This window comes from Streptomyces sp. WM4235, from assembly GCF_001279725.1.
GTDB lineage: Bacteria > Actinomycetota > Actinomycetes > Streptomycetales > Streptomycetaceae > Streptomyces.
Window position 1 is genome coordinate 70,450 of sequence record NZ_LGDE01000447.1, and the last position, 26,414, is coordinate 96,863.

The window sequence follows — 26,414 nt, forward strand, 5'->3', positions numbered from 1 at the left end:
GGTTCCACGATCAGATCACGGAGAAGGCCTGGCGCGTCCTGCGCGCCGGGCCTTCTTCCGTGCTTCCTCCTCCTCGGCCTTCACCTCGCCGGCGTACCGGTCGACGTACTCCTGGCCGGAGAGGCCCAGCACCGCGTACATGATCTCGTCGGTGACGGCCCGCAGCACGGCCCGCTCGGACTCCATTCCGGCGTACCGCGAGAACTCCATCGGCTCGCCGAAGCGGATCGTGACGCGCCGGATCTTCGGGATCCGCTGCCCGGGCGGCTGGATCTCGAAGGTGCCGACCATCGCGCAGGGCACCACCGGCACCCCGGCACCCAGTGCCATCGCGGCCACTCCGACCTTGCCCTTGTACAGCCGTCCGTCGTGCGAGCGGGTGCCCTCCGGGTAGATGCCGAGCAGCTCGCCCTTGGCCAGCACTCCGAGGCCCTCGCGCAGGGCCGCCTGTCCGGCGTCCTTGCCGGAGCGGTCCACCGGGATCTGTCCGGCGCTGCGGAAGAAGGCGGCGGTCAGCCGGCCCTTGACCCCGGGGCCCGTGAAGTACTCGGCCTTGGCGAGGAAGGTGATGCGCCGCTTGAGGATCGCGGGCATCAGGAAGTGGTCCGAGAAGGAGAGGTGGTTGCCCGCGATGATCGCGGCGCCCTCCGCGGGGATGTTCTCCAGCCCCTCGATCCGCGGTCTGAACAGCAGCCTCAGCAGCGGACCGAGGAACACGTGCTTGAGCAAGTGGTAGAACACCAGGCAGCTCCCGTCGATGCCCCGTTGTCACCGCCATGGTACGGACAGTCAGCCCTGAGGCAGAGGGGGCGGGAGGGGGGAGCTTCGACGGGGGCGTCGGCCAACGCACCGGCGCGGCGCCGGACGGGCACGCCGCGGGAGGCGCGCGGCGGGGCTCAGGCGCTGCGGGAGGCGGCCATGGCGACGGTCAGCAGCCCCAGCACCACCCAGGCGAACCACAGCCAGCCGTTGCTGCCGATGGTGGCGGAGTAGGCGCCGATCGCCACCAGGGCGGCGAAGGTCATGACGGCCATCGTCTTCACGGATCCGGTCATGCCCCATGGTGGCGCCAGAAGTCGTGATCGCGCTACCGGCCACGCGCTTGGAGCGAGGCGAGATACGAGTTGTACGCCTCCAGCTCCTGGTCACCGTTGCGGTCCTCCGCCCGGTCGGACCGCTTCGCGGCCCGCTGCTCGGAGTGGTACCACTGATAGACCAGTGCGATCAGCACGAGCACGGACGGGATCTCGCTGAAGGCCCAGGCGATGCCGCCGCCCCACTGCTGGTCGAGCAGCGCGTCGATGCCGAGGGAGGCCGGCGGGTCCGCGTACGTCTTGATCATCGGCTCGCTCGCCATCATCAGGGCGATGCCGAAGAAGGCGTGGAAGGGCATGCCGGAGAAGAGTTCCAACATGCGCATCACGTAGCCGGGGCGGTGCGGGCCCGGGTCCACGCCCATGATCGGCCAGAAGAAGATCACGCCGACGGCGAGGAAGTGCACCATCATCGCGATGTGCCCGGTCCTGGACTCCATCAGGAAGTCGAAGAGCGGCGTGAAGTACAGCCCGTAGAGGCTGGCGATGAACATCGGGATGGTGAAGGCGGGGTGCGTGATCACCTTCATGTAGCGGCTGTGCAGGAGCATCAGCAGCAGCTCGCGCGGACCCTTGGTGCCGCGCGGGGCCGGCGGCAGCGCGCGCAGCGCCAGCGTCATGGGGGCGCCCAGCAGCAGCAGGATCGGGGTGATCATGCTGATCACCATGTGCTGGACCATGTGCACGCTGAACATGACCATGCCGTAGTCGTTGAGCTTGGTGCACATCACCAGGATCACGGTCAGTACGCCGACGGTGAAGGCGATCGTGCGGCCCAACGGCCAGTCGTCCCCGCGTCGCCGCAGTCGCAGCACCCCCCACCCGTACAGGGCGAGCCCCAACAGCGAGCCGAACAGGAAGAAGGCGTCGAAGGAGAACTCCAGACCCCGTCCGAGAGTGAAGGGCGGCAGGTCCATGTTCATGTCCATGCCGTGCCCGCTGTGATCCATCTGTTCACTCCCTCGACCCGTGATGCCCCACCACAGTAGTGCCGCCCCCGAACGCCGAAGCGTCCGGGGGCGGTGTCGTGTCAGAAGGGGGGAAACATCACAGAACGGTCTCCGCCTCTTCATAGCGCTCGGCCGGGACCGTCTTGAGGGTCTGCACGGCGTCCGCGAGCGGCACCATCACGATGTCGGTGCCGCGCAGCGCGGTCAGCATGCCGAACTCGCCCCGGTGCGCGGCCTCCACCGCGTGCCAACCGAAGCGGGTGGCGAGGACCCGGTCGTACGCGGTGGGCGTGCCGCCGCGCTGGACGTGGCCCAGGATCACCGGTCGGGCCTCCTTGCCGAGGCGCTCCTCCAACTCCACGGCCAGCCGGTTGCCGATCCCGGCGAACCGCTCGTGGCCGTAGATGTCGGTGCCACCGGCCTCGACGGCCATCGAGCCGCCCTCTACGGGCTTCGCGCCCTCGGCGACCACGACGATCGCGAACCGCTTGCCGGCGGAGAACCGCTCGCCGACGATCGCGGTCAGCTCGTCGATGTCGAAGGGGCGCTCCGGGACGACGATCGCGTGGGCGCCGGCCGCCATGCCCGAGTGCAGGGCGATCCATCCGGTGTGCCGGCCCATGACCTCGACGACCATCACGCGCTGGTGGGACTCGGCGGTGGTCTTCAGCCGGTCCAGGGCCTCGGTGGCCACGCCGACGGCGGTGTCGAAGCCGAAGGTGACGTCGGTCGACGCGATGTCGTTGTCGATGGTCTTCGGGACGCCGACGATCGGCAGGCCGCCCTGCGACAGCAGGTTCGCGGCCTTCAGGGTGCCCTCGCCGCCGATCGGGATGACGGCGTCCAGGCCGAGGTCCGCGAGGTGACCGCGCGCCCGCTCCACGCCGTCGCGCAGGTGCGCGGGCTGGACCCGGGAGGAGCCGAGGATCGTGCCGCCGCGCGCCAGGATGCCGCTCACGGCGTCGAGGTCGAGCTTGCGGTAGTCGCACTCCAGGAGGCCGCGCCAGCCGTCGAGGAAGCCGATCACCTCGTCGCCGTGGTCGACGACGGCGCGGTGCACGACGGAGCGGATGACGGCATTGAGGCCGGGGCAGTCGCCTCCGGAAGTGAGCACACCAATGCGCATGGCAGGAAGAACCTTTGCAACGTGGGCCGACGACCGGACCACGTCGTCCGGTTGGAACTACCTGTCACCCTACAAGCGGATCCCCGATGGACTGAACCATCCTCCACATGCTGGGCGGACCCGCGGTACGAACGCACGTCGGCCCGGACCCCCTGGGGAATCCGGGCCGTACGGGACGTGGCGCGCGGGTTACGCGGGCTGCGTGGCCGCCGCGATGCGCTCGTTGCGCAGCGCCTCGTACCAGCGGTCGTCTATGGCCGGCAGCGCGTTCACGTCGAGGGCCAGCTTGAGCAGCAGGTCCGCGATCAGCGGGTTGCGGGCCATCACGGGGCCGTGCATGTACGTGCCGAAGACGGTGTCGTTGTACGCGCCCTCCGTGCCGTCCCCGGAGCCGTTGCCGCGACCCAGCCGGGTGCGGGCGAAGGGCTTGGCGGAGGGGCCGAGGTGGGTGACGCCCTGGTGGTTCTCGAAGCCCGTCAGCGGGGGCAGACCCAGCCGCGGGTCGATGTCCGCGAGGACGTCGCCGACGCACCGCTCGCCCTCGCCGCGCACGGTGACCACGTCCAGCAGACCGAGGCCCTGCTGGCGCTCGCCCATGTCGTTGACGAACTCGGTGCCGAGGATCTGGTACCCGGCGCAGACCGAGAAGACGATCGCCCCGTTCGAGACGGCGCGCTCCAGACCGCCGTCGCGCACCAGGCGCTCCGCGGCCAGTCGCTGCGGGCGGTCCTCACCGCCGCCGATCAGGTAGATGTCGCCCGAGGTGGGGATGGGCTGGTCGCTGCGCACGTCCACGCGCTGCACGTCCAGGCCGCGCTGGCGCGCCCGGCGCTCCACCACGAGGGCGTTGCCCTGGTCTCCGTACGTGCTGAGCAGGTCGGGGTAGACCCAGACCAGACGCAGGCTGTTGTCGCTCATGCTCTTGTCCTCTGTGGGTACTAGTTGCCGACGCGGCGGCGCACGTCCTGGAAGGCGGTGTAGTTGGCGATCAGCTCGATCTGTCCGGGCGGAGCCAACTGGACGGCCTCGTCGAGGGTCTCGCAGACACGGAAGTCCAGGCCCGCGACCTCCAGGCGGACCGCGAGGTCCAGCTTGCGGTCGCCGATCACGAAGATCGGGTGACCGGCCAGCCGGGGGTAGTCGACGTCCCACAGCCAGGAGGTGTCGGTGCCGTCGGCGCCGCGCGCGTTCACCGACAGGATCACCGGGGTGGGCGGCGGGTCGATCAGCGAGAACGTCTCCAGCCAGCCCGCCGGGTTCTTGGCGAGCAGCAGCCGCAGCTCGCGGCCCATGAAGTTGACCACGTCGTAGCGGCCGGCCACGGCCTGCACCTGGTACATCCGCTCCAGCGCGACCTGCGGCGGGACGCCGAACACGGCGGCCACGGCGGCCGAGGTGGCGGCGTTCGCCTTGTTGGCGCGGCCGGGCAGCTGGAGGTGGATCGGCCAGGCGCTGCCGTGCGGGTCGAGCACGTGGTCACCGGAGAGCACCCAGCTCGGGGTGGGACGCCGGAAACCGCACTCGCCGCAGAACCAGTCGTCGCCCGGGCGCTGCATGACGCCACCGCAGGAGGGGCACGACCAGGCGTCGTCCTTCCACTCCTGGCCGGCGGCCACCCACACGACGTTCTGCGAGGACGAGGCCGACCACACGATCAGCGGGTCGTCGCAGTTCGCCACGATGACGGCCTTGGAGCCCGAGAGCCCCTCGCGCCACTTCTCCGCGAGCATGCGGGTCTCGGCGGCGCGGTCCAGCTGGTCGCGGGAGAGGTTCAGCAGGGCGATCACCTTGGGCGTGACGTCCCGGGCCACTCCGGCCAGGTACTTCTCGTCGACCTCGATGACGCCGTACTTGGCGTCCGAGCCGCCGGCGAGCGCCGAGGTGATGCCGGCCGGCATGTTCGCGCCGAGCGCGTTCGAGACGACCGGACCGCTGGCCCGCAGGGCCTCCGCGATCAGTCGGGTCGTCGTGGTCTTGCCGTTCGTCGCGGAGACGAGGACGACATCGAGATGCTGCGCCAGCGCGCCGAGGAGATCGGGGTCGAGCCTGAGTGCGACCTTGCCACCGATCACCGATCCGCTTCCGCGTCCCGCGGCCCGCGACACCGCCGCCGCGGCCTTGCCCGCCGTCACGGCCAGCTTGGCCCGCGGCGAAAGCGGCTCCGTGTTGCCTGCCATCGTCCCTTGTCCTCCTTGCGTCGGTCGGCCCCAGCCTATCCAGTACCTGCCGGAGCCTTGACCGCGGCGCCCCCGAGACGTCGCGGATCTCCTCATATGTTCGCCCGTCGTACCCTTACCGCCATGCGACAGCGCCCCATTCCCGGCACCACCGGACACGTCCGCCCCATGAGCCTGCTGGGCGATCCGGTGCTCCACTCGGCCTGCGCGGAGGTCACCGAATTCGGGCCGCCGCTCCACCGGCTGATCGAGGACATGTTCGCGACGATGTACGCCGCCGAGGGCGTCGGCCTGGCCGCCAACCAGATCGGCGTGGGCCGGCGGGTGTTCGTGTACGACTGCCCCGACGACGAGGACGTCCGCCACGTCGGGCACATCGTCAACCCGCGGCTGGTCACGGCCGACGGGGACGGGTTCCGCGGCCCCGAGGGCTGCCTCTCGCTGCCCGGCCTGGAGGCCGGCACGGTCCGCTTCGACCGCGCGGTCGTCGAGGGGTTCACCTCCGACGGCGCGCCCCTTCGGGTCGAGGGGACCGGGTTCTTCGCGCGCTGCCTCCAGCACGAGTGCGACCACCTCGACGGCACGGTCTACGCGGCCCGGGTCACCGGGTGGCGCCGAACCAGGCTGCTGCGGGCGATCCGCCGTACGCCGTGGGGCGCGCGGGGAATCGCCCGGCTGGGCGAGCGGAGCCGACCCGCGGACGCGGGCGAGGGCCGGGGGTAGGCCCGGGTCGGTCCGGTCGGCGGCCCGCCCGGCCGGTCAGAAGCCGGGGCCGTCCGCCCGGTTGCCGGCGGTCGCCAGCCGGCCCCACAGGAGGTCGGTGAGGGCCGTGACCAACTCCGCCCGTTCGCAGGGGCGTTCGCCGAGCCACCAGTCCCCGGCGGCGTGCATCATGCCGACGATGCCGTGGCCCCAGACCCGGGCGAGGCGCTCGCCGCCGGGGCCGAGGTCGACGCGTTCGCCGATGACCTGGGCCAGTTCCTCGCCCAGCCGGCGCAGCAGGGGGGCCGAGTGGAGGCCGACGTCGAAGCCGCGCTCGGCGGTGTGCGAGTCCTCGGCGGGGTGCATCAGGAAGCGGTACACCTGAGGGCGGGCCTCGATCGCGACGAGGTAGGTGTCCAGGGTGGCCTCGACCCGGCGGCGGCGCTCGGCCGGGGCGTCGAGCGCGGCCCGCAGTGAGTCGAGCAGCGCGTCGGTGTGCCGGACGGCGAGGGCCTGGTAGAGCCCCGCCTTGTCGCCGAAGTGCCGGTACAGGATGGGCTTGGTGATGCCCGCCTCGGCCGCGATGGCGTTCATGGAGGCCTTCGGGCCGTCCCTGAGCACGACCCGGTCGGCGGCTTCGAGCAACTCCCGGCGCCGGCGTTCGGCCGCTCCCGGTTCGCCGGCCTGCTGAGTGGTCTCCATGACGTGTTTCTCTCCCCGCCCTTGCGATGTGCGTGACGCCCACGCAACGTAACACCCCACACGCCCCGTCGATCGACTCGACGGCCGCCCTCCGGGCCGAACGGGCCCCGCTTGACACTGCTTACCCGTCGGTAACAGACTGTGGCCCTCGATGTGGTTACCGCTGGTAACCACCCGGGGTGGGCAACCGTACGTGCATGAGACAGCTGGAGGGGACATGGCGGAGTTCACCATGGAGCTCAACGACGACCAGAAGCAGGTCCGGGACTGGATCCACGGCTTCGCCGCCGACGTGATCCGGCCCGCCGCCGCGGAATGGGACGAGCGCGAAGAGACTCCGTGGCCCGTCATCCAGGAGGCCGCCAAGCTCGGCATCTACTCCGTCGACTTCTACGCGCAGCAGTTCTTCGACCCCACCGGCCTCGGCATCCCGATGGCCATGGAAGAGCTCTTCTGGGGTGACGCGGGCATCGCGCTGTCCATCGTCGGCACCGGCCTCGCCGCCATCGGCGTCGTCGCCAACGGCACCGAGGAGCAGATCGGCACCTGGATCCCGCAGATGTACGGCGACCAGAACGACGTGAAGGTCGCGGCCTTCTGCTCCTCCGAACCGGACGCGGGATCGGACGTCGGGGCGATGCGCACCCGCGCGGTCTACGACGAGGCGAAGGACGAGTGGGTGCTCAACGGCACCAAGACCTGGGCGACCAACGGCGGCATCGCCAACGTCCACATCGTCGTCGCCGTGGTCGACCCCGAGCTCGGCACCAAGGGGCACGCCTCCTTCATCGTGCCGCCGAACACCCCCGGCCTGTCACAGGGCCAGAAGTTCAAGAAGCACGGCATCCGCGCCTCGCACACCGCCGAGGTGGTGTTGGAGGACTGCCGCGTCCCGGGATCCTGCCTCCTCGGCGGCAAGGAGAAGCTCGACGAGCGGCTCGCCCGTGCCCGCGAGCGGGCCAGGGCCGGCGGCGGCGAGCGCGTGAAGAACGCCGCCATGGCCACCTTCGAGGCCTCCCGCCCGGCGGTGGGCGCGATGGCCGTGGGCACGGCCCGCGCGGCCTACGAAGTGGCCCTGGACTACGCCAAGACCCGGACCCAGTTCGGTCGGCCGATCATCGACAACCAGGGCGTGGCCTTCCAACTCGCCGACATGCGGACGCAGATCGACGCGGCCCGGCTGATGGTGTGGCGGGCCTCCTGGATGGCGACAGCGGGCAAGCCCTTCACCGCCGCGGAGGGGTCCATGTCGAAGCTGTTCGCGAGCGAGGTCGCCAAGAAGGTCACCGCCCAGGCGGTCCAGATCCTCGGCGGCAACGGGTTCACCCGCGAATACCCGGTGGAGCGCATGCACCGGGACAGCGCGATCTACACGATTTTCGAGGGCACGAGCGAGATCCAGCGCCTGGTGATCGCCCGCACGATCTCGGGGATGCCGATCCGCTAGGTCGGCTCTCTCGTCCCAGCCGCCTCCCGTCACCGGGAACGACCGTGCCCCGGCGTGCCCATGGCCCGCCGGGGCACGGTCATGTCGATCGGACGCCGGTCAGCCCCCGGCAACGGCGATGACGATGAGCGTCGCGTAGGACAGCAGGGTCAGGGCCATCGGCACCGAGACGACCAGCGCCTGCGGACGCCGACGCAGCTGCCTGCCCGGGTCCAGCGGCGCGCGGAAGCCGCCCTGCGGGGCGGGGAGCTTGGCGAACGTCGACCGCGGGCCCAGGTTGCGCAGCACCGTGATCGGGGTGAGGAGCAGGGACATCGGCCCCCACCAGCCCTGCCAGAGCGTCTTCGCGGACATGTCCCGGACGGTCGCGGTCCCGCAGTCACGGCAGAAGGGTCCCTGCACGCTCAGCGAGCGCATCATCAGGACCATGCCCTGGTGGCCCCGGACGGTCGCCTGCGCCGCCGGCTGGGCCCCGCACAGCCGGCAGCCGTGGCCGCCCTGCTGCGGTGCCTGGTGGCCCGGGTAGGGGGAGGGGGCGTCCTGTCCGGGCACGCCCGCGGCGAACGGGTTGCCGTGTCCCGCCGGCTGCGGCGCGCCGGCGCCGGGCTGCTGCTGCGCGTACGGGTTGCCGTGCCCCGCCGGCTGCTGCTGCGGCGGCTGCGCGTACGGGTTCCCGTGGCCGGGCGGCTGCGCGTACGGGTTGTGCTGGTGCTGCGGGACCGAGCCCTGCTGCGGTGGTGGAGTGGCCACTTTGGTCCCCTTGGAGGAGTCGGTTGGATCACCGGGCGCGGTGATCCAAGGCACCCTAACGGGATTCATCATGTCCCCAACAACCGATCGAGGGCCCGGCCGAAGAGGAAGCGGCCCGCCGCCGCGACGAGCGGGTCGAAGGGGCGCCCCAGCCCGCGCAGGCTCAGTTCCTCGCGCCAGTGGACCTGCGCTCCGGAAGGGAAGTGGGGCCGAACCTCGATCTCCGCCCAGCCCCGGACCACCCGACCCTGTTTCACGAGGCGCACCAGCCCCGCGGCGGCCCCCGCCGGAGGCCTCCAGAGGGTGACTTCCATGGGGTCGTCGAATGTGAGCCTTCCCACGCCCGTCCGCGCCGTGAACAGCGTTCCGACGCGCGTCGGCGGCGCCGTCTCGACGGTCGTCCGGGTGAAGGGGACCTCTGCGCCGTGGCGCTCCCATTCCGTCAGCCGGAGCCAGGCCTCGGAGGGCGGGAGGGTCGTCGTGCGAACGAGCCGGATAGCGGGCATGAGCGCATCGTAATCGGGCATACACACCCTGAACTGGACCCCCGATATGGGTTCCGTCCGGGGGCGGCGATCAGCAATACTCACCGCCACCGTGGATCGCGGATTCGACCGGGTGACCACCGGCCCTCCCGCCCCACTCTGCGAGGAGATGCGCCGATGTGCTCCCACCAGCCCCCCTGCCCGACCGCCGACAGCGCCGATCACGACGCCGCCCACACCGTGGCCTTCCACCCCGAACAGGGCTGGAGCCTGCTCTGCAACGGTGCCGTGGTCTTCGACGACACAGGTGAACTGCTCCCCGACGGCCGCACGGTGGAACCCCGCCGACCGGCCCTTGTCTGAGCGAGGAGGCAGCATGCGCCAGCAGCTGATCCGCAAGCCCGTCCCCAAGCCCGCACCCCGAGACCTGGACCTCCGTACACCGTCGGGCAGACCCCTCCCGTACTGACGGGAGCCCCGGAGACACGCGCCACCTGCTGAGGGTCAGCCGGTGGCCGCCGCCGTGCCGCCCAGGAACGCCGTCTCGTACGCCGCGTCCCCGATCGCCGCGCGGGCACGCCGCTCGCCCTCGTCCCGCAGGGCCGTCAACGCGGGCGAGCCACCCATCTGAGGTCGCCCCACCGTGCGCCACCAGGCGTGCCCGGTGCCCAGCAGCCGCGCCGCCAGTTCCCCGTCGCCGAGGCCCGCCACCGCCGCCGCGAGCAGGTCCAGGCCGAGCGCGATGCCGAACCGGTCGCCCAGCAGTCGCTTGCCCGACAGCATGGCCCTGGCGTGGCGGGCCGCCTCCCCGTGGTGCCCGAGGCCCAGCGCGGACATGGCCAGGATGTAGTCCGCGTAGGCCCGCAACCAGCGTTCGCCCAGTTCCGCGCACGCCTCGCGCAGGCCCCGCGCCTCCTCGGCGGCCTCCTCGAAGCGTTCCAGGTCGCACAGCGCGAAGCCGGTGGCCAGCCGGCACAGCAGCCAGCCCGGACCACTGGAGCGCCCGCCGTGTCCCGCCCGCGCCCTGGGGCCGGCCAGCGTGAGGGCCCGCACCGAGTCGCCGGGCATCATCACCGCCACGGCGTGCAGGTAGGCGGCCCGCAACTCGCGCTCCGGGTCGGCCAGTCGGTCCGCCGAGCGGGTGCACTCCTCACCGAGCCCGCGGGCCGCGTCCAGGTCGCCTTGGAGCAGCACCGTCAGGCCGAGCGCCCACAGCGCCTGCGTGTACCCGGCGCCCGTGCGCGGGCCCGAGCGCAGGGACCGCTCCAGGAAGGCGCGACCCTCATGGACGTGCCCGCACGCGAACCAGAAGAACCAGAGCGCCCCGGCCATCTCCTGGGCGGCCGCCGGCTCGCACCCCAGCAACTGTTCCAGCGCCGTGCGCAGTTGCGGGTGTTCGGCGGTCATCCTGCGGTACCAGTCCACCTGGCCCGGCCCCATCCACCCCCGGTCGGCGGCCTGGGCGAGCGCGAGGTACCAGTGCGCGTGCCGGTCGGCGACCGTGCGCACCTCGCCCAGCTCCGTCAACCAGTCGTGTCCGTACTCGCGGATCGTGTCCAGCATCCGGTAGCGGATCCCCGTCCCGCGCTCCTCGGTGCGCCGGACCACGGACTTGGCCACGAGGCCCGCCAGGACCCGCTCGACCCGGGAGGCGGGCAGCGGGCCGCCCGCGCAGACCGCCCGGGCGGCGGCCACGTCGAAGTCCCCGGTGAACACCGACAGGCGGGCCCACAGCAGTCGTTCGACCGGCTCGCACAGCTCGTGGCTCCAGCCGATCGTGGTCCGCATCGTCCGGTGCCGGGGGAGCAGGGCGTCGTCGGAGTCGGCCAGCACGTCGAATCGCGCGCCCAGCCGCTGTGCCATCTGTTCGAGGGTCCACGACCGCAGCCGCGCGCCCGCCAGTTCGAGCGCGAGCGGGATCCCGTCGAGCCGGCGGCACACCTCGGCGGCGATCGTCGCCCGCCCGGGGTCGTCGAAGGCGGCGGCGGCCGGCGGGGACGCGGCGACGGCCCGCCGGCGGAAGAGGGCGAGGGCGTCGCTGTCCGGCCCCTCGAAGGGCAGCGGCCGCACCTCGACGAGCTGTTCCCCGGGGCTGCCGAGCGGTTCGCGCGAGGTGGTCAACACCGTCAGGTCCGGTGCGGACTGCAGGAGTTCCCCCACGAGGTGCCGGCAGGCCGCGATCAGGTGCTCGCAGGTGTCGAGGACCAGGAGGAGCTTCTTGTCCGCCATCCAGGCGCACAGTTCCTCGTCCAGCGACCGGGCGGAGTGGTCCGCGAGGCCGACGGTGTGGGCCACCGTCGCGGTGAGCAGGTCGGGGTCGCGCAAGGGCGAGAGTTCGACCCACCAGACCCCGTCGGGTCGTTCGGGCCCGGACGCGGCGGCGGCGCGCAGGGCGAGCCGGGTCTTGCCGACCCCGCCCACCCCGGTCAGCGTGATCAGTCGCCGGCCCGGCAACAGGTGCTCCAGGTGGGCGAGTTCACGTTCCCGTCCGACGAAGCCCGGCGACTGCGGCGGCAGGTTTCCCGGCACTGGACCAGCGCCCGGCCCGGGGTGGCCGCCTGCGGAAACTGGCTGACTGTTGTTGAACGAGTACTCACCGAACACGGATGTATTGTGCGTGATCTCGTGTGGCGACAGGGGCGTTCGGTCAGATCGCCGCATGTTCCACCGTGCGAGGCGCACGGGTGCGGACCCTCACCGGGCGAGGACCACGCGGGTCTCCGCGGTGAACGCCCCCCAGTTGCCGTCGGGCAGTCGCGCGCGCAGTTTCACGGCCCACACGGTGCCGGCCGGCTCGGTCACCGTGAGCCGGTGCTCCACCCTTCCGGTGCCGGACGGGAGCGCCGCGCCGGCCCCGAACTGGATGACGGTGACGGGCCGGTCGTTGACGTAGAGCTGGTACTCGTCGGTGCGGCGACCGGTGGCCGGGGCGGTCCAGGACAGGTCGACCAGCCCGGGGGAGGCGGTCGCCGTGAGCCCGCCCGGCGCGGTGTCCGGGCCCTGCCCGGGATCGGGCGGCGTGGTCAGTTCCACCGTCGGGCCGTCGGGGGAGGTGTTGTCGGCGCCGTCCCGGGCGCGGACGGTGAAGCTGTAGCGGGTGCCCGGCTGGAGTCCGGTCACGGTGGTGGCGCTCTCTCCGGCGCCGGCCGTGTGGACGCGTACGCCGCCCTGGTGGACGTCGTACGCGGTGACGCCCGTGTCGTCCGTCGCCGCCGTCCAGCTCAGCCGGGCCGCTCGGGGGCCTTCGGCGCGGCCCGTGGTGGTGGGCGGCGCCGAGGGGGCCCGCCGGTCCTCGGCCTTCGCCGCGGGTGTGGTCGCCCGGGCGGGCTCGCTGAGCGCGGAGCGGTTGCCGGCGGCGTCCCGGGCCCGAACCGTGAACGTGTAGGAGGTCACCGGGGCGAGGCCCGTGACGTCCACCATCGTCTTGTCGGCCGGGAGTTCGCGGACCAGGTGGTCGCCCTGAAAGACCTGATAGCCGGTCACCCCCTCGCTGTCCGGGGCCGCTCGCCACATGACGTGCACCGAGGTGGCGCTGCCGGCCTGTGCGGTGAGCTCCGCCGGGGCGTGCGGGGGGTCGGTGTCGCCGTCCGGGGCGCACGCCGTGGCGAGTGCCAGGCAGAGGCAGAGCGCGGGGACGGCGCTTCGCGCGGAGTGTCGCAAGGAGGTGCCTTCCGCCGCTTCCTCGTAAAGGTCTAGACATATATGGCACGCCCGGCGGGGGGCGGGCAAGACCTCGGCGGTCCCGCCGGGGGTTGGGTGCGTAACGGAAGCCGGCCGGGCGGCCGGTTTCGTCTCTCCCCGCCCCATCTGGCATTATTGCGATCTCTTTGCAATAAGAGATGATCTTAAACAGTAAGAAAAGCAGGTATACGGGGATGTGGATCGCATGACGGCCCGGTCGGTACGAGCAGTGGCCGCCACGACGCTCGCCGCCACGCTCCTCACGGGCGCGGCAGCCTGCTCGGCGCCCTCGTCGGGAGGCGACCCGGGCCGCGCGGCGGATACCGCCGTCGTCGGCATCGCGACCGAACCGGAGAGCCTCAGCCCCCTCCTCGGGTACGGCAAGGACGGCAACTCCAAGATCTTCGACGGACTGCTCACGCACGACGCGAACATGAGGCTGCGGCCCGCCCTGGCCGAGGCCCTGCCCGAGGTCTCCGCCCACGGACGCACCTACACGTACCGGCTCCGCCAGGGCGTGAAGTTCAGCGACGGACATCCCTTCGGCGCCAAGGACGTCGTCTTCACCTACCGGACGATCCTGGACGCGAAGACCAACAACGCCTCCAAGACCGAACTCGACGCGATCCAAGGCGTGCACGCCCGGGGCGACGACACCGTCGTCTTCACCCTGAAGTACCCCTACGCGCCGTTCGCCGAGCGGACCGTGCTGCCGATCGCGCCCGAGCACATCGCGGGCCGGCAGGACGTCAACAGCGGCGACTTCACCACCCGGCCCGTAGGCACCGGCCCCTACGTCCTCACCGGCTGGTCCAGGGGCGAGAAGATCGGCTTCAAGGCCAACCCGACCTACTGGGGCGGCGAGCCCGCCGTGAAGAAGTTCACCATGGTCGTCATCAAGGACGACGACGTGCGCGCCACCCGGCTGCGCTCCGGCGAACTCGACGGCGCGATCCTCCCGCCCGCCCTGGCCAAGGCCCTCGCCGGGAAGGGCGGGGCCAAGGGCACGGCGCGCACCCTCCACGCGGCCAAGACCTTCGACTACCGCAACGTCACCCTCCCCACCGCCCACGCCGTCACCGGTGACACGGCCGTCCGCCGGGCGCTGGACCTCGCCGTCGACCGCACGACCATGGTCGACAAGCTCCTGGAGGGCGCGGGCAAGCCCGCCTACGGGCCGGTCCCCACCGACAGCCCCTGGTTCACGGCCGGCACGGAACGGGCGTACGACCTCGACCAGGCGAAGCGGATCCTCGACGAGGCCGGTTGGAAGACCGCGGACGACGGCATCCGCACCAAGGACGCCATCCGCGCGTCCTTCCCGCTCTGGTACACCTCCGGCGACAAGATCCGCCAGGACCACGCACTCGCCTTCGCCTCCGACGCCAGGAAGGCCGGCATCGAGGTCAAGACCGAGGCCGGTACCTGGGAGGTCATCGAACCCCGGATGAAGACCGACGCCGTCCTCGCCGGCGGCGGCTCCCCGGCCGACCCCGACTTCGACCAGTACCTGCTGCTCCACTCCACACTGGCCGGCGACGGCTTCAACAACATGGCCCGGTACGACAACAAGACCGTCGACCAGGCGCTCCTCGACGGCCGCGAGAGCGGCGACCCGGCCGCGCGCAAGGCCGCGTACGACACCGTGCAGCGGGAACTGCTCGCGAACCCCGGATACGTCTTCCTCACCCACATCGACCACCTGTACGTGGTCGACGACAAGTGGGAGGGGCTCACCACCCAGGTCGAGCCGCACGACCACGGCCTCGGCGCCGGCCCCTGGTGGAACATCGAGAACTGGAAGCCGAAGCGGAAATGAACCCGACGACGTGACCTCCCGTTGTGAACCCGACGACGTGACCTGCCGCAGTGAACCCGACGACGTGACCCCCCGCTCCTCCCGCGTCCCCTGGGGGCCGATGGCGCGCATGGCCGGCCGGCGCACCCTGTTCGCCGGCCCCGTCCTGCTCACCGTCACCTTCGGGGTGTTCGCCGTCGCCGCGATGTCCCCCTTCGACCCCGTCAAGGCGTACGCCGGCACGGCCGGCCTCACCGCCTCGCAGGCCGAACTCGACCAACTGCGCGCCAACCTCGACGTCGACCAGCCGCTGGTCGCACGCTGGTGGGAGTGGCTCACCTCCGCCCTCACCGGAGACCTCGGAACCTCCTCCGTCATGCGCCAACCGGTCGGCGACGTCCTCACCGAACGGGTCGGCTGGTCGGCGCTGCTCGCCCTCTGCGCCTTCGCGCTGGCCGTGCTCGCCGGTACGGCCCTCGGGGTCCTCGCGGCCCGGCGACAGGGCGGCCCGCTCGACCGCGCCGTCTCCGCGCTCGCCTACACCCTGGAAGCGGCCCCGGTCTTCTGGCTGGGCCTGCTGGCCATCTGGTTCTTCTCCGTTCAGCTCGGTGTCCTGCCCTCCGGCGGCCTCACGGACGCCTCCGACGACGTGGTCAGCCCCGGCCAGGTCACGTCCCACCTGGTGCTGCCGGCGCTCGTCCTGGGGATCTCCCAACTGCCCTGGTTCTTCCTGTACGTACGCCAGGGCGTGGCCGACGCCCTGGACGAGGACCCCGTGCGCGGGGCCCGGGCCCGAGGCGTGGCCGAGCGACGGATCCTGATCGGGCACGCGCTGCGTTCCGGGATGCTCCCGATGCTGACCTTGATCGGATCACGGGTGCCCGAACTGATCACCGGGGCGCTGCTGGTGGAGACCGTGTTCAGCTGGCCCGGCGTCGCGGCGGCCACCGTGCAGGCCGCCACCTCCGTCGACTTCCCACTTCTCGCCGCCCTCACGGTGTCGGCCACCGCGGCCGTGCTCGCCGGGAACCTGCTGTCCGATCTGCTGTACGGACTCGCCGACCCCAGGGTGGGCTTCGATGGCTGACACCATCTGGCGCGCCCCCGGCCGCGCCCACCGCCCCACGCGCCGACCGCGCGTGCGCGCCTGCGCCCTGACCATGGCCGTGATCGCCTTGGCGGTCCTGCTCGTCCCACCGCTGGCACACCTCGACCAACAGGCCGTGGACCTGTCGGCGAAGCTCCTGCCACCCTCCTGGGAACACCCCTTCGGAACCGACGACGTGGGCCGCGACCTGCTGCTGCGCTGCGTCTACGGGCTGCGGGTGTCCCTGCTGGTCGGCCTGGTGGCGGCGCTCGTCGCCACGGTGATCGGTACCGCCGTCGGCGCGGCGGCCGGCGCGTGGGGAGGCTGGACCGACCGGCTCGTGATGCGGGTCGTCGACGCCCTGTCCTCGATCCCGCACCTGCTGCTCGGCATCTTCATCGTGGCGATGTTCCGTCCCGGGGTGTGGCCGGTGGTCGTCTCGGTGGCCCTGACCCATTGGCTGTCCACCGCCCGGATCGTCCGGGCCGAGGTCCTGTCACTGCGGTCGCGGCCCTTCGTGGACGCCGCCGTCTCGGGCGGCGCCTCACGGTGGCGGGTCGCGGTCCGCCACCTGGTCCCCGGAGTCATGCCCCAGGCGGGGCTCGCCGCCGTGCTGATGATCCCGCACGCGATGTGGCACGAGTCGGCGCTGTCCTTCCTCGGGCTCGGACTCCCCTCCCACCAGGCCAGTCTGGGCACCCTCGTACAGACCGCACGGGGCTCGCTCCTCGTGGGGGCCTGGTGGCCCACCCTCTTCCCGGGCCTGCTGCTGATCGTCCCGACCCTGGCCATCGCCGGCCTCGCGGCCGCCTGGCGCGACCGCCTCAACCCCCGCCGCCGCTCGGAGCCGACCCTGTGACCGTGGAGCCGCCCCCGACCCCCGCCGGCCGCGCCGAGACCCCCGCGACGGGGCTCCGACGCGAACCCGCGGAACCGGCCCTGCGCGTGGAACGGATGGAACCGGTCCTGCGCGTGGAACGGATGTCCGTGCGCTTTCGCATGCGCGGAGAACGCCACGTCGAGGCCGTCACCGACGCCGGCTTCGCCCTGGCCGCCGGCGAGTGCCTCGCCCTCGTCGGCGAGAGCGGGTGCGGCAAGTCCGTCCTCGCCGCCGCCCTCCTCGGCCTGCTGCCCGGCAACGCCGAGACCGCCGGGTCGGCCCTCCTCGCGGACGGGCTCGACCTCCTCGCCGCCGACGAGGCCACCTTGGCCCGGACCGTCCGAGGGCGCCGCATCGGACTCGTCCCGCAGAGCCCCGCGTCCCACCTCACCCCGGTCCGCACCATCCGGTCCCACCTGGAGGAGACCGTTCGGGAACTCACCGATCCTCCAGGGGCGTGCGAGCCTTCCGGGCCTTCCGGGAGGGCCGAGCCTTCCGGGCCTTCCGGCGGGCGGATCCCGGGCGCGGGCCGGCGGGTGCGGCGGGCGCGACTGCGCGCCGCCGCGGAGGCGGCGGCCGCCCGGGCGGCCTTCCCCGCCTCCCACCTCGATCGCCACCCGCACGAACTCTCCGGCGGCCTCGCCCAGCGCGCCGCCACCGCCCTCGCCCTCGTCGGGGACGCCCCGCTGCTGCTCGCCGACGAGCCGACCACCGGCCTCGACCGGGACCTCGTCCACCGCACCGTGGATGAGCTGCGGGCCCACACCCGCGAAGCCGGCCGGGCCCTGCTGATGATCACCCACGACCTGGCCGCCGCCGAACGGATCGCCGACACAGTCGCCGTCATGTACGCCGGGCGCATCGTGGAAACCGCCCCCGCGGCCGTCTTCTTCGGCCCGGCCGGCCCCCGACACCCCTACGCGCGCGGGCTCCTCGACGCCCTCCCCGAACGGGCCTTCGCCCCCATCCCCGGCGCCCCGCCCGAACTCGGCGCACTGCCGCCCGGCTGCGCCTTCGCCGACCGCTGCGCACAGGCCGACGCGATCTGTCGGACCCGGCGCCCCCCGCTCACCGAAGGGGTGGCCTGCCACCATGCTTGAGCTCCGCGGCATCACCGCCGGCTACGAACGGGGCGCCCCCGTCGTGCGGGACGCCCACCTCGTCCTTCAGGCCGGCGAGTCGCTCGGACTGCTCGGCCCCAGCGGCTGCGGCAAGTCCACCCTGGCCAGGGTGGCCGCCCTGCTGCACCGGCCCGAGCACGGCACCGTGGTGCTCGCGGGCAGCACCGTGACCGGCTTCCGGCACCGGGCCCCACGCGCCCTGCGCGTCCGGGTCGGTGTCGTCTTCCAGCAGCCCCGGCTGTCCGTCGACCCCCGCCTCACGCTGCGCGACCTCGTCGCGGAACCCCTCCGGGCCACGGGACGACGCGGGGAAGCGGCCTCGGTCGTACCGGAGTTGACGCAGCGTGTCGGAATCGGCGCGGATCTGCTCACGCGCCGCCCCCACGAGGTGAGTGACGGACAACTGCAACGCGCCTGTCTGGCACGCGCCCTGGTGCTGCGGCCGAGCCTGCTGGTCTGCGACGAGATGACCGCCATGCTCGACGCCTCCACGACAGCCGCGTTGGTCGCGGTGGTCGAGGAGTACCGGGCGCAGACCGGCGCGGCGCTGCTCGCGGTGGGCCACGATCCGATCCTGCTCGGCCGCTGGTGCGACCGTACGACCCACTGGAACGAGATCGTCAAGAACTGAGCATCCGTCACGGACGGTCAACACCCGTACGGCGTACACGTCTTTCGCCCGAAGGGCCCCCTCGCTGCGCCACCATGGCGGCGCCCAAGGAGGTTCCGATGGTGATTTCCCTCTCCGTGATCGTCCTGCTCCTCGTCCTCGCGTGGATCTTCCTGCGTGGCGGCGGGCTCAAGTTCTCCCACGCCCTCGTCTGCGCCCTGCTCGGTTTCCAACTCGCGAGCAGCAGCATCGCCATGACCATCCACGACGGACTCGCGGCCACCGCGAACCTCGTGTCCGGCCTCAACCCTTAGGGAGTGTTCCGCCGATCAGGCCGGCCCCGGACGGGCGCGCTTGATCGACTGTTGCGCCTTCGTGAATCATCCGGCTCTTCCATGGACTCCTCGGGCAGTGCGATCTAGCGTCTGGCGGCGGCGCGATGTGAGACGCAATGTCAACAAAACTGAAGACCATGGAGGAAGTCCGGATGTTCCGAAGAGCGCTGAACTGCGCGGTGGTACCGGCTCTCGCCGCGTTCGTGGCGATGTACGGCATCTCACCGGCCCAGGCCGAGGAGATACCCAAGGCCCCCGGCCACCGCCTGATCAGCCACTACGACGGCGCCCCCGCCGCCGCCGTCCCGCTGCCGGGCGAAGCCCCGCCACAGCACCCCTACCTCGCGCCCAACGGCCGCAGCGGCATGCACTCCGACGCCGCGGGCAGCGCCACCTCGCCCTGGTCCGGGCCGCTGGGCAGGAACCCGCAGGTCACCAGCGAGAAGATCGCCGCCCTCGGCGGCGAATGCGCCACCGCCACCTTCGACTCGGCCGGCCGGATCGTCACCGTCTGCGGCACCTTCTCCGGGTTCAAGGTCAAGCTCCTCGACCCCCGCACGCTCGCCACGCTCGCGGAACACCAACTCCCACAGCGCTCCTCGACGGTCGAGGCGATCACCTCACTCGACTTCGCGAAGATCTTCAAGGACACCTCGGGCGGCGCCTACTTCTACCTGGACAACCAGGACCGGGCGGTGCTGGCCGACTCCCGCCAGCACATCCTGCGCCTCGCCCACTCGCAGAACCCGGACGGCACCTGGAAGTTCACGGTCGACAACGACTGGGACCTCACCGGCCAGGTCCCGCACGACTGTGTCAGCTGGACCAACCTGTGGCCCAGCGGCACCTGTGACCCGGTCACCTCGGTCATGCCCGACTGGAACGGCCGCATCTGGTGGGTCACCCGCCAGGGCCGCGTCGGCACCGTGGACCCGGCGACCTCGGTGATCCGCTCCGTCCGGCTCGACGGCGAGGAGATCCAGAACTCCTTCTCCGTCGCCGAGGACGGGGTCTCCATCGTCACCGACCACGCCCTGTACAGCTTCGCCACCACCGCCGACGGCACCCCGCGCGCGCAGTGGCGCCAGACCTACGACCGGGGCACGGGCACCAAGCCGGGCTCCGTGAACCAGGGTTCGGGCACCACCCCGGACCTCTTCGGCGACGGGTACGTGGCGATCACCGACAACTCCGACGACCGGATGAACGTGCTCGTCTACAAGCGGGGCGTGGACGTACCCGCCGACCGGCGGCTCGTGTGCAAGGTCCCGGTGTTCGGATCGGGGGCCTCGACCACCGACAACTCCCTGATCACCTGGGGCAACAGCATCGTCGTCGAGAACAACTACGGCTACGAGAACCCCACCACCCTGCTGCTCGGCAAGTCCGTCGTCGGCGGTGTCAGCCGCATCGACGTGCGCGCCGACGGCAGCGGCTGCGACACGGTGTGGCAGAGCGCGATCCGCTCGCCCTCCGTCGTCCCGAAGCTCTCCACCGCGAACGGGTTGCTCTACTTCTACGAGAAGGAGCCCAACGCCTGGGGCATCGACGCCTGGTACCTCACCGCGGTGGACTTCCGCACCGGTGAGCGGCGCTGGCGACAGCTGACCGGCACCGGCGCGCTGTACGACAACAACTGGGCGCCGATCACCCTCGGCCCCGACGGCACCGCGTACGTCGGCGTGTTCAACGGCATCGTGGCGGTCCGCGACGGCGGCTGACGCCGCGGGTCTGACGCCCGGGCGTCTGACATCCGGGCGTCTGAGGCCGGGGGACTGACGGGTGGCGCCGACCGCGCCGCCCGTCAGTCGTCCTGCCTCCACAGCGGGTGCTCGCGCGCGGCCCAGTCCCGATCCACCGAGCCCGTGCGCAGCCCGCGCCGGGCCTCGGGATCACCCAGCGCCTTGCCGATGTGCCCGGCGAGGACGATGCCGAGGGCCAGGGCGAGCCAGTCGTGCACGAAGGTCGCTCCCGTCCGCCAGACGAGGGGGGCCAGACCGGTGGCCCACATCAGCAGCCCGGTGCCGAGCATCACCGTCACCGCGCCGCCCAACCAGCCCGCGTACACCTTCTGACCGGCGTTGAACTTCCCGGCCGGCCGGGCACCGTGCCGGTCCCTGCGCAACACGGTGCGCAACCACACCCTGTCGTGCGGCCCGAACCGGTTGAGCCGGCGGAGATCGGCACGGAACGCCCGGGAGACCAGGCCGAGCAGGAACGGGACGACGAGCAGCAGACCGGACCACACATGGACGGTCACGACGAGGTGGCGCCGCCCGACGAGTTCGGCGAGGGGCGGCACGTAGAGGCAACCCGCCGACACCACGCAGATCCCCATCAGCGTGGCCGTGGCCCGGTGCACCAGACGTTGGGGGCGACCGAACCGGCGCACGCGGGCATCCCGCCGGGGCGCCGGCCGCGCATCGGGCGTAGGGCGTGACCCGGGCGTGGGCCGCATCTCAGACGGTGGGGGCATCATCGCGTCCGTTCGACGTGCCGACCCAGGCGTCGACGTCGTAGCCGAGCCGCTCCCAGTAACCGGGCTCCACGTCCCGGGTGACGGTGATGCCGGAGAGCCACTTCGCCGACTTGTAGAAGTACATCGGGGCCACGTACAGCCGCACGGGCCCACCATGCGCGTGGGACAGCGGCTCGTCCCGCATCCGCAGGGCCACCATGACGTCGGCCCGACGGGCCTGGGAAAGGGTCAGGCTCTCGGTGTACGTGCCGTCGAAGCAGCTGAACCGGATGGCCCGTCCCTCGGGCCGCACCCCGGCGGCGTCCAGCAGCCGGAAGACCGGCACGCCCTCGAAGGGCGTGCCGGGTACGCGCCAGCCGGTGACGCACTGGACGTCGCGGACGACCCGGGTCTGCGGCAGCCGCCGGAGCGCGTCGAGGTCGTACGTTCCCGGTCGCTCGACGAGCCCGTCCACCCGCAGCCGATAGTCCGCGGGGGAGCGCTCCGGGACAGAGGCGGCCACCGAGTAGTAGCGGAACCCGCCGCCGTTGGGCAGCAGCCCGGTCAGCCCGGTCGGATCCTTGCCGGCGGCGGCGCCGAGCGCCCTTTCGAGGCCCCGTTGCAGGTGGGGCGCGGCCACCAGCCCGGCCGCGCCGAGCCCGAGCATGCCCAGGACCAGACGCCGACCGACCGGGGCGCCGACCAGGTCGGGATCCGCCGGATCACGCGGGTCAGGACCCGTCGGATCATGCCGCTCGACCGGCCGCTCGGCGGGCTCCGGCCCCTCCGAGGGGCCACGCCGATCCGAGGGACCACGCCGTTTCGACGGCTCCGGCCGCCCCGCTGACTCCCGCTCCGTGCTCACACGTCGATTCGACCACCGCCGGCGACCCGACGCCAAGGGGAGAGGGGCGTCCGTCAGACTTCCGTCACACCTGGCGGCGGCAGCTCGTGCAACGTGTCCGCAACCTGGCCGCTCCTAGCCTCCTTGCGAGTGCCGGCCGACGGCGGCCGGCGCCCGGCAAGGGGAGGTTTCCATGGCCCGTTTCGCTGCGCCCGGTACCGAGGGCGCGCTGATGTCGTACGCGTCCCGCTACGACCACTACATCGGTGGCACGTACACGGCTCCCGTTCGGGGCCGGTACTTCGACAACCCCTCCCCGGTGACCGGCGCGCCCTTCACGGAGATCGCCCGGGGTACCGCCGAGGACGTGGAGCTGGCCCTGGACGCCGCGCACGCCGCCGCGCCCGCCTGGGGACGTACCTCGGTCACGGAGCGGGCCTCCATCCTGCTGCGCATCGCGGACCGGATGGAGGAGAACCTCCAGGCCCTGGCGGTCGCGGAGACCTGGGAGAACGGCAAGCCGATACGGGAGACCCTCGCGGCGGACCTGCCACTGGCGATCGACCAGTTCCGCTACTTCGCGGGCGCGCTGCGGGCCCAGGAGGGGGCGCTCAGCCAGATCGACGACGACACGGTCGCCTACCACTTCCACGAGCCGCTGGGCGTGGTCGGCCAGATCATCCCGTGGAACTTCCCGATCCTGATGGCGGTGTGGAAGCTGGCGCCGGCGCTGGCCGCCGGGAACACGGTGGTGCTCAAGCCGGCCGAGCAGACCCCGGCCTCGGTGCACTACTGGCTCGGCCTGGTCGAGGACCTGCTCCCGCCGGGCGTGGTCAACATCGTGAACGGCTTCGGCGAGGAGGCCGGCAAGCCGCTGGCCTCCAGCCCGCGCGTGGCGAAGATCGCCTTCACCGGGGAGACCTCCACCGGGCGGCTGATCATGCAGTACGCGGCGGAGCACCTCAAGCCCGTCACCCTCGAACTCGGCGGCAAGAGCCCCAACCTCTTCTTCGACGACATCTGGTCGACCGACGACGATCTGCGGGACAAGGCGCTGGAGGGCTTCACCATGTTCGCCCTCAACCAGGGCGAGGTGTGCACCAGCCCCTCGCGCGCCCTGATCGAGCGCGGTCGGTACGGCGACTTCCTCGACGCCGCCGTCGCCCGCACCGAACTGATCGTGCCGGGACACCCGCTGGACACCGACACGATGATCGGTGCCCAGGCCTCGGAGGAGCAGCTGAAGAAGGTCCTGTCGTACGTGGAGATCGGAGTGAAGGAGGGCGCCAAGGTCCTCACGGGCGGGCAGCGCATCGAGCACGGCGGCGACCTCGCGGGCGGCTTCTACGTACAGCCGACGATCTTCGAGGGGGACAACCGGATGCGGATCTTCCAGGAGGAGATCTTCGGCCCCGTGGTGTCGGTGACCTCCTTCGACGACTTCGACGACGCCGTCCGCATCGCCAACGACACGGCCTACGGCCTCGGCGCCGGCGTCTGGACCCGGGACATCAACACGGCCTACCGCGCGGGCCGCGCCATCCAGGCGGGCCGGGTCTGGACGAACTGCTACCACGCCTACCCCGCCCACGCGGCGTTCGGCGGCTACAAGCAGTCCGGCATCGGCCGCGAGACCCACAAGATGATGCTGGAGCACTACCAGCAGACGAAGAACATGCTGGTCAGCTACTCCCCGAAGCGGCTCGGCTTCTTCTAGTCGCCGGTCGTGCGCGTTTGGCGCGCTCCTGTGGCGGGTCGAGGGTCGAGGGTGTCGAGGGACGCGGTCGAACGGAACGTGATTCCTTCCAGGTTACCGTGGGTACGATCGATCCGACGGTCCATCAGGTCAACTGTCCCGGACCCTTGACTCCGGTTGTCGGAGTCGGGATTCTCGACACAATGTTTGCGCGGGACATGACAAGCAGCTGGTCGGGGATCGTGCGGTGCACGCCCCGGCCGGCCGTGTGACTGGACCGCGCCCTCCGCCGACGACCGTGGACGTGAGTGGTGGCCATGAACCGATCCCCGCACAGCAGACGCAAACCGATCGCGGTGCTGTCACTGCTCCTCGCCATGCTGGCCATGGCGCTCGGCCCCACCTCGGGGGCCGCGGCCGACACCGGGTGGTGGAACCCCACCGCGCGGCCCGGGCCGGACTCCCAGATCAACGTCACCGGCGAACCCTTCAAGGGAACCGACGCCCAGGGCAACGTACGGGGCTTCGTCGACGCCCACGACCACCTGATGTCCAACGAGGGCTTCGGCGGTCGGCTCATCTGCGGCAAGCCCTTCTCGGAGGCGGGGATCGCGGACGCGCTCAAGGACTGTCCCGAGCACTACCCCGACGGCACGCTCGCGATCTTCGACTTCATCACCAAGGGCGGTGACGGCAAGCACGACCCCGACGGCTGGCCGACCTTCAAGGACTGGCCCGCGCACGACTCGCTGACCCACCAGCAGAACTACTACGCCTGGGTCGAACGTGCCTGGCGCGGCGGACAGCGGGTCCTCGTCAACGACCTCGTCACCAACGGGGTCATCTGCTCGGTCTACTTCTTCAAGGACCGCGGCTGCGACGAGATGACCGCGATCCGGCTGGAAGCCCAGAAGACCTACGACATGCAGGCCTACATCGACAAGATGTACGGCGGACCGGGCAAGGGCTGGTTCCGCATCGTCACCGACTCCAACCAGGCCCGCGAGGTCATCCAGCAGGGCAAACTCGCCGTCGTCCTGGGCGTGGAGACCTCCGAGCCCTTCGGCTGCAAGCAGATCCTCGACATCTCGCAGTGCAGCAAGGCGGACATCGACCGCGGGCTCGACGAACTGCACCAACTCGGCGTGCGCAGCATGTTCCTGTGCCACAAGTTCGACAACGCCCTCTGCGGGGTCCGCTTCGACCAGGGAGCCCTCGGCACCGCGATCAACGTGGGCCAGTTCCTGTCCACCGGCACCTTCTGGAAGACGGAGGAGTGCAAGGGCCCGCAGCACGACAACCCCATCGGACTCGCGCCGGCGGCCGAAGCCGAGAAGAAGCTCCCGGCGGGCGTCAGCGTTCCGTCCTACGCCGCCGGCGCGCAGTGCAACACCCGCGGCCTCACCGACCTCGGCGAGTACGCGGTGCGCGGCATGATGAAACGCAAGATGATGCTCGAAGTCGACCACATGAGCGTCAAGGCCGCCGGACGGGCCTTCGACATCCTGGAGTCCGAGTCCTACCCCGGCGTGCTCTCCTCGCACAGCTGGATGGACCTGGACTGGACCGAACGCCTCTACAAGCTCGGCGGTTTCGCCGCCCAGTACATGAACGGCGCCGAGGGATTCAGCGCCGAGGCCAAGCGCACCGACGCCCTGCGCGACAAGTACAACGTGGGCTACGGCTACGGCACCGACATGAACGGGGTCGGCGGCTGGCCCGGCCCGCGTGGCGCCGACACCCCCAACCCGGTGCGCTACCCGTTCCGCAGCACCGACGGCGGCTCCGTCATCGACAAGCAGACCACCGGACAGCGCACCTGGGACCTCAACACCGACGGCGCCTCCCACTACGGCCTGGTCCCCGACTGGATCGAGGACATCCGCAACGTCGGCGGCCAGGGAGTGGTCGACGACATGTTCCGCGGAGCGGAGTCGTACCTGCGCACCTGGGGTGGATCCGAGCGCCACAAGGCGGGCGTCAACCTCGCGTCGGGGGCGGCCACCTCGGCCAGCACCTCCGAGTGGAACCCGTTCGTCAGCTACGCCCCCGACCGGGCCGTGGACGGCAACCGCGGCACCCGCTGGGCGAGCGACTGGAGCGACGACCAGTGGCTGCGCATCGACCTGGGAACCACCGGCCTGGTCAAGCGCGTCACCCTGGACTGGGAACGCGCGTACGCCAGGTCGTACGCCATCGAGGTCTCCACGGACGGGGTGAACTGGCGGACGGTCTGGTCGACCACCGCCGGTGACGGTGGCCTGGACACCGCCCAGTTCGCCGGGGTCTCCGCACGCCACATCCGTGTCCACGGACAAGGACGCGGCACCCAGTGGGGCTACTCCCTCCACGAGGTGGGCGTCTACAGCAGCTGACGGCCCTGCCTGCGAGTCGGCCGGGGCGGTCGGATCGGGTTTCCCGAGCCGGCCGCCCCGGCCTTCCGCGCTTCGACGGGGCGCGGAGGAACGAAG

At 71.6% G+C, this 26,414-nt stretch carries 25 protein-coding genes; 12 read left to right on the plus strand and 13 right to left on the minus strand.

Annotation, left to right across the window (positions count from 1 at the left end; all coding sequences use genetic code 11):
* Positions 1 to 15: 15 nt before the first annotated feature.
* The 6 genes from ADK55_RS30540 to ADK55_RS30560 all read right to left on the minus strand — a co-directional run bounded on the left by ADK55_RS30540 (position 16) and on the right by ADK55_RS30560 (position 5,347).
* Positions 16 to 741 (minus strand): lysophospholipid acyltransferase family protein, encoded by a 726-nt coding sequence (locus ADK55_RS30540; protein ID WP_053683306.1) that lies wholly within the window; start codon positions 739 to 741, stop codon positions 16 to 18.
* Between the two features lie 155 nt (positions 742 to 896).
* Positions 897 to 1,055, minus strand: coding sequence for a hypothetical protein (locus ADK55_RS39340; protein WP_199826668.1), 159 nt, complete (start codon positions 1,053 to 1,055; stop codon positions 897 to 899).
* A gap of 32 nt (positions 1,056 to 1,087) precedes the next feature.
* Positions 1,088 to 2,044: a cytochrome c oxidase assembly protein gene (locus ADK55_RS30545; protein WP_053683308.1), complete on the minus strand. Its 957-nt coding sequence runs from the start codon at positions 2,042 to 2,044 to the stop codon at positions 1,088 to 1,090.
* A gap of 97 nt (positions 2,045 to 2,141) precedes the next feature.
* A complete protein-coding gene (locus ADK55_RS30550) occupies positions 2,142 to 3,170 on the minus strand; it encodes a 6-phosphofructokinase (RefSeq protein ID WP_053683310.1) in 1,029 nt (342 codons plus the stop codon).
* A 189-nt stretch (positions 3,171 to 3,359) separates the two neighbouring features.
* Entirely contained in the window at positions 3,360 to 4,088 is a 729-nt protein-coding gene (locus tag ADK55_RS30555; protein WP_053683312.1) for a type 1 glutamine amidotransferase, read from the minus strand.
* A gap of 20 nt (positions 4,089 to 4,108) precedes the next feature.
* The gene (locus ADK55_RS30560) at positions 4,109 to 5,347 is read right to left on the minus strand and encodes a Mur ligase family protein (protein WP_053683314.1); all 1,239 of its coding nucleotides are present in this window, start codon (positions 5,345 to 5,347) and stop codon (positions 4,109 to 4,111) included.
* A 123-nt stretch (positions 5,348 to 5,470) separates the two neighbouring features.
* Here ADK55_RS30560 and def point away from each other — a divergent pair, with 123 nt between their 5' ends.
* Positions 5,471 to 6,070 (plus strand): peptide deformylase, encoded by a 600-nt coding sequence (gene def / locus ADK55_RS30565; RefSeq protein ID WP_053683433.1) that lies wholly within the window; start codon positions 5,471 to 5,473, stop codon positions 6,068 to 6,070.
* Between the two features lie 36 nt (positions 6,071 to 6,106).
* Here def and ADK55_RS30570 read toward each other — a convergent pair whose 3' ends face one another.
* Complete coding sequence (locus ADK55_RS30570) at positions 6,107 to 6,751, minus strand: TetR family transcriptional regulator (protein ID WP_053683316.1); 645 nt, start codon at positions 6,749 to 6,751, stop codon at positions 6,107 to 6,109.
* Positions 6,752 to 6,968: 217 nt separating this feature from the next.
* Between ADK55_RS30570 and ADK55_RS30575 the strand changes: the two genes are divergently transcribed.
* Positions 6,969 to 8,198 carry an acyl-CoA dehydrogenase family protein gene (locus ADK55_RS30575; RefSeq protein ID WP_053683318.1) on the plus strand — a complete coding sequence of 410 codons (1,230 nt, stop codon included), beginning with the start codon at positions 6,969 to 6,971 and terminating at the stop codon, positions 8,196 to 8,198.
* A gap of 99 nt (positions 8,199 to 8,297) precedes the next feature.
* Here ADK55_RS30575 and ADK55_RS38090 read toward each other — a convergent pair whose 3' ends face one another.
* Positions 8,298 to 8,948: a hypothetical protein gene (locus ADK55_RS38090; RefSeq protein WP_053683320.1), complete on the minus strand. Its 651-nt coding sequence runs from the start codon at positions 8,946 to 8,948 to the stop codon at positions 8,298 to 8,300.
* A gap of 68 nt (positions 8,949 to 9,016) precedes the next feature.
* A complete protein-coding gene (locus tag ADK55_RS30585) occupies positions 9,017 to 9,454 on the minus strand; it encodes an Immediate-early protein 2 (RefSeq protein WP_053683442.1) in 438 nt (145 codons plus the stop codon).
* Between the two features lie 156 nt (positions 9,455 to 9,610).
* On the opposite strand from ADK55_RS30585, the gene ADK55_RS30590 reads away from it, so the two are divergent.
* On the plus strand, positions 9,611 to 9,796 hold the full coding sequence (locus ADK55_RS30590; protein ID WP_053683322.1) for a DUF5999 family protein: 186 nt from the start codon (positions 9,611 to 9,613) through the stop codon (positions 9,794 to 9,796).
* A gap of 141 nt (positions 9,797 to 9,937) precedes the next feature.
* Here ADK55_RS30590 and ADK55_RS30595 read toward each other — a convergent pair whose 3' ends face one another.
* Together ADK55_RS30595 and ADK55_RS30600 are read right to left on the minus strand one after the other, a co-directional pair.
* Positions 9,938 to 11,962 carry an ATP-binding protein gene (locus tag ADK55_RS30595; RefSeq protein ID WP_053683324.1) on the minus strand — a complete coding sequence of 675 codons (2,025 nt, stop codon included), beginning with the start codon at positions 11,960 to 11,962 and terminating at the stop codon, positions 9,938 to 9,940.
* Positions 11,963 to 12,127: 165 nt separating this feature from the next.
* Entirely contained in the window at positions 12,128 to 13,093 is a 966-nt protein-coding gene (locus tag ADK55_RS30600; RefSeq protein ID WP_053683326.1) for a fibronectin type III domain-containing protein, read from the minus strand.
* 226 nt (positions 13,094 to 13,319) lie between these two features.
* On the opposite strand from ADK55_RS30600, the gene ADK55_RS30605 reads away from it, so the two are divergent.
* The 7 genes from ADK55_RS30605 (at position 13,320) to ADK55_RS30635 (ending at position 20,666) form a co-directional block, all read left to right on the plus strand.
* Positions 13,320 to 14,933 carry an ABC transporter substrate-binding protein gene (locus ADK55_RS30605; protein WP_053683328.1) on the plus strand — a complete coding sequence of 538 codons (1,614 nt, stop codon included), beginning with the start codon at positions 13,320 to 13,322 and terminating at the stop codon, positions 14,931 to 14,933.
* A gap of 109 nt (positions 14,934 to 15,042) precedes the next feature.
* A complete protein-coding gene (locus tag ADK55_RS30610; protein ID WP_078999598.1) occupies positions 15,043 to 15,999 on the plus strand; it encodes an ABC transporter permease in 957 nt (318 codons plus the stop codon).
* The gene (locus ADK55_RS30615) at positions 15,992 to 16,858 is read left to right on the plus strand and encodes an ABC transporter permease (protein ID WP_053683330.1); all 867 of its coding nucleotides are present in this window, start codon (positions 15,992 to 15,994) and stop codon (positions 16,856 to 16,858) included. The genes ADK55_RS30610 and ADK55_RS30615 overlap by 8 nt, the downstream gene beginning before the upstream one ends.
* A 95-nt stretch (positions 16,859 to 16,953) precedes the next feature.
* Complete coding sequence (locus tag ADK55_RS30620; RefSeq protein ID WP_053683446.1) at positions 16,954 to 17,979, plus strand: ABC transporter ATP-binding protein; 1,026 nt, start codon at positions 16,954 to 16,956, stop codon at positions 17,977 to 17,979.
* Positions 17,972 to 18,631 carry an ABC transporter ATP-binding protein gene (locus tag ADK55_RS30625; RefSeq protein WP_053683332.1) on the plus strand — a complete coding sequence of 220 codons (660 nt, stop codon included), beginning with the start codon at positions 17,972 to 17,974 and terminating at the stop codon, positions 18,629 to 18,631. Before ADK55_RS30620 ends, ADK55_RS30625 begins: the two co-directional genes overlap by 8 nt.
* Positions 18,632 to 18,729: 98 nt before the next feature.
* Positions 18,730 to 18,924, plus strand: coding sequence for a hypothetical protein (locus tag ADK55_RS30630; RefSeq protein ID WP_053683334.1), 195 nt, complete (start codon positions 18,730 to 18,732; stop codon positions 18,922 to 18,924).
* Positions 18,925 to 19,097: 173 nt separating this feature from the next.
* Entirely contained in the window at positions 19,098 to 20,666 is a 1,569-nt protein-coding gene (locus tag ADK55_RS30635; RefSeq protein WP_053683336.1) for a hypothetical protein, read from the plus strand.
* An 83-nt stretch (positions 20,667 to 20,749) separates the two neighbouring features.
* On the opposite strand, the gene ADK55_RS30640 is transcribed toward ADK55_RS30635, so the two are convergent.
* Positions 20,750 to 21,403: a cytochrome b/b6 domain-containing protein gene (locus ADK55_RS30640; protein WP_053683338.1), complete on the minus strand. Its 654-nt coding sequence runs from the start codon at positions 21,401 to 21,403 to the stop codon at positions 20,750 to 20,752.
* A 1-nt stretch (position 21,404) separates the two neighbouring features.
* On the minus strand, positions 21,405 to 22,070 hold the full coding sequence (locus ADK55_RS30645; RefSeq protein WP_078999590.1) for a molybdopterin-dependent oxidoreductase: 666 nt from the start codon (positions 22,068 to 22,070) through the stop codon (positions 21,405 to 21,407).
* A 370-nt stretch (positions 22,071 to 22,440) separates the two neighbouring features.
* Between ADK55_RS30645 and ADK55_RS30650 the strand changes: the two genes are divergently transcribed.
* A complete protein-coding gene (locus tag ADK55_RS30650) occupies positions 22,441 to 23,964 on the plus strand; it encodes an aldehyde dehydrogenase family protein (RefSeq protein ID WP_053683340.1) in 1,524 nt (507 codons plus the stop codon).
* A 296-nt stretch (positions 23,965 to 24,260) separates the two neighbouring features.
* Entirely contained in the window at positions 24,261 to 26,318 is a 2,058-nt protein-coding gene (locus ADK55_RS30655; RefSeq protein WP_199826669.1) for a discoidin domain-containing protein, read from the plus strand.
* Positions 26,319 to 26,414: the final 96 nt, after the last annotated feature.

Excerpts from the sequence above, each read along its gene's own strand:
- ADK55_RS39340 (WP_199826668.1), bottom strand. The coding sequence starts at position 1,055 with ATGACCGGATCCGTGAAGACGATGGCCGTCATGACCTTCGCCGCCCTG.
- ADK55_RS30545 (WP_053683308.1), bottom strand. The coding sequence starts at position 2,044 with ATGGATCACAGCGGGCACGGCATGGACATGAACATGGACCTGCCGCCC.
- ADK55_RS30550 (WP_053683310.1), bottom strand. The coding sequence starts at position 3,170 with ATGCGCATTGGTGTGCTCACTTCCGGAGGCGACTGCCCCGGCCTCAAT.
- ADK55_RS30555 (WP_053683312.1), bottom strand. The coding sequence starts at position 4,088 with ATGAGCGACAACAGCCTGCGTCTGGTCTGGGTCTACCCCGACCTGCTC.
- ADK55_RS30560 (WP_053683314.1), bottom strand. The coding sequence starts at position 5,347 with ATGGCAGGCAACACGGAGCCGCTTTCGCCGCGGGCCAAGCTGGCCGTG.
- def (WP_053683433.1), top strand. The coding sequence starts at position 5,471 with ATGCGACAGCGCCCCATTCCCGGCACCACCGGACACGTCCGCCCCATG.
- ADK55_RS30570 (WP_053683316.1), bottom strand. The coding sequence starts at position 6,751 with ATGGAGACCACTCAGCAGGCCGGCGAACCGGGAGCGGCCGAACGCCGG.
- ADK55_RS30575 (WP_053683318.1), top strand. The coding sequence starts at position 6,969 with ATGGCGGAGTTCACCATGGAGCTCAACGACGACCAGAAGCAGGTCCGG.
- ADK55_RS30585 (WP_053683442.1), bottom strand. The coding sequence starts at position 9,454 with ATGCCCGCTATCCGGCTCGTTCGCACGACGACCCTCCCGCCCTCCGAG.
- ADK55_RS30590 (WP_053683322.1), top strand. The coding sequence starts at position 9,611 with ATGTGCTCCCACCAGCCCCCCTGCCCGACCGCCGACAGCGCCGATCAC.
- ADK55_RS30605 (WP_053683328.1), top strand. The coding sequence starts at position 13,320 with ATGACGGCCCGGTCGGTACGAGCAGTGGCCGCCACGACGCTCGCCGCC.
- ADK55_RS30610 (WP_078999598.1), top strand. The coding sequence starts at position 15,043 with ATGGCCGGCCGGCGCACCCTGTTCGCCGGCCCCGTCCTGCTCACCGTC.
- ADK55_RS30615 (WP_053683330.1), top strand. The coding sequence starts at position 15,992 with ATGGCTGACACCATCTGGCGCGCCCCCGGCCGCGCCCACCGCCCCACG.
- ADK55_RS30620 (WP_053683446.1), top strand. The coding sequence starts at position 16,954 with ATGGAACCGGTCCTGCGCGTGGAACGGATGTCCGTGCGCTTTCGCATG.
- ADK55_RS30625 (WP_053683332.1), top strand. The coding sequence starts at position 17,972 with ATGCTTGAGCTCCGCGGCATCACCGCCGGCTACGAACGGGGCGCCCCC.
- ADK55_RS30630 (WP_053683334.1), top strand. The coding sequence starts at position 18,730 with ATGGTGATTTCCCTCTCCGTGATCGTCCTGCTCCTCGTCCTCGCGTGG.
- ADK55_RS30635 (WP_053683336.1), top strand. The coding sequence starts at position 19,098 with ATGTTCCGAAGAGCGCTGAACTGCGCGGTGGTACCGGCTCTCGCCGCG.
- ADK55_RS30640 (WP_053683338.1), bottom strand. The coding sequence starts at position 21,403 with ATGCGGCCCACGCCCGGGTCACGCCCTACGCCCGATGCGCGGCCGGCG.
- ADK55_RS30645 (WP_078999590.1), bottom strand. The coding sequence starts at position 22,070 with ATGCTCGGGCTCGGCGCGGCCGGGCTGGTGGCCGCGCCCCACCTGCAA.
- ADK55_RS30650 (WP_053683340.1), top strand. The coding sequence starts at position 22,441 with ATGGCCCGTTTCGCTGCGCCCGGTACCGAGGGCGCGCTGATGTCGTAC.
- ADK55_RS30655 (WP_199826669.1), top strand. The coding sequence starts at position 24,261 with ATGAACCGATCCCCGCACAGCAGACGCAAACCGATCGCGGTGCTGTCA.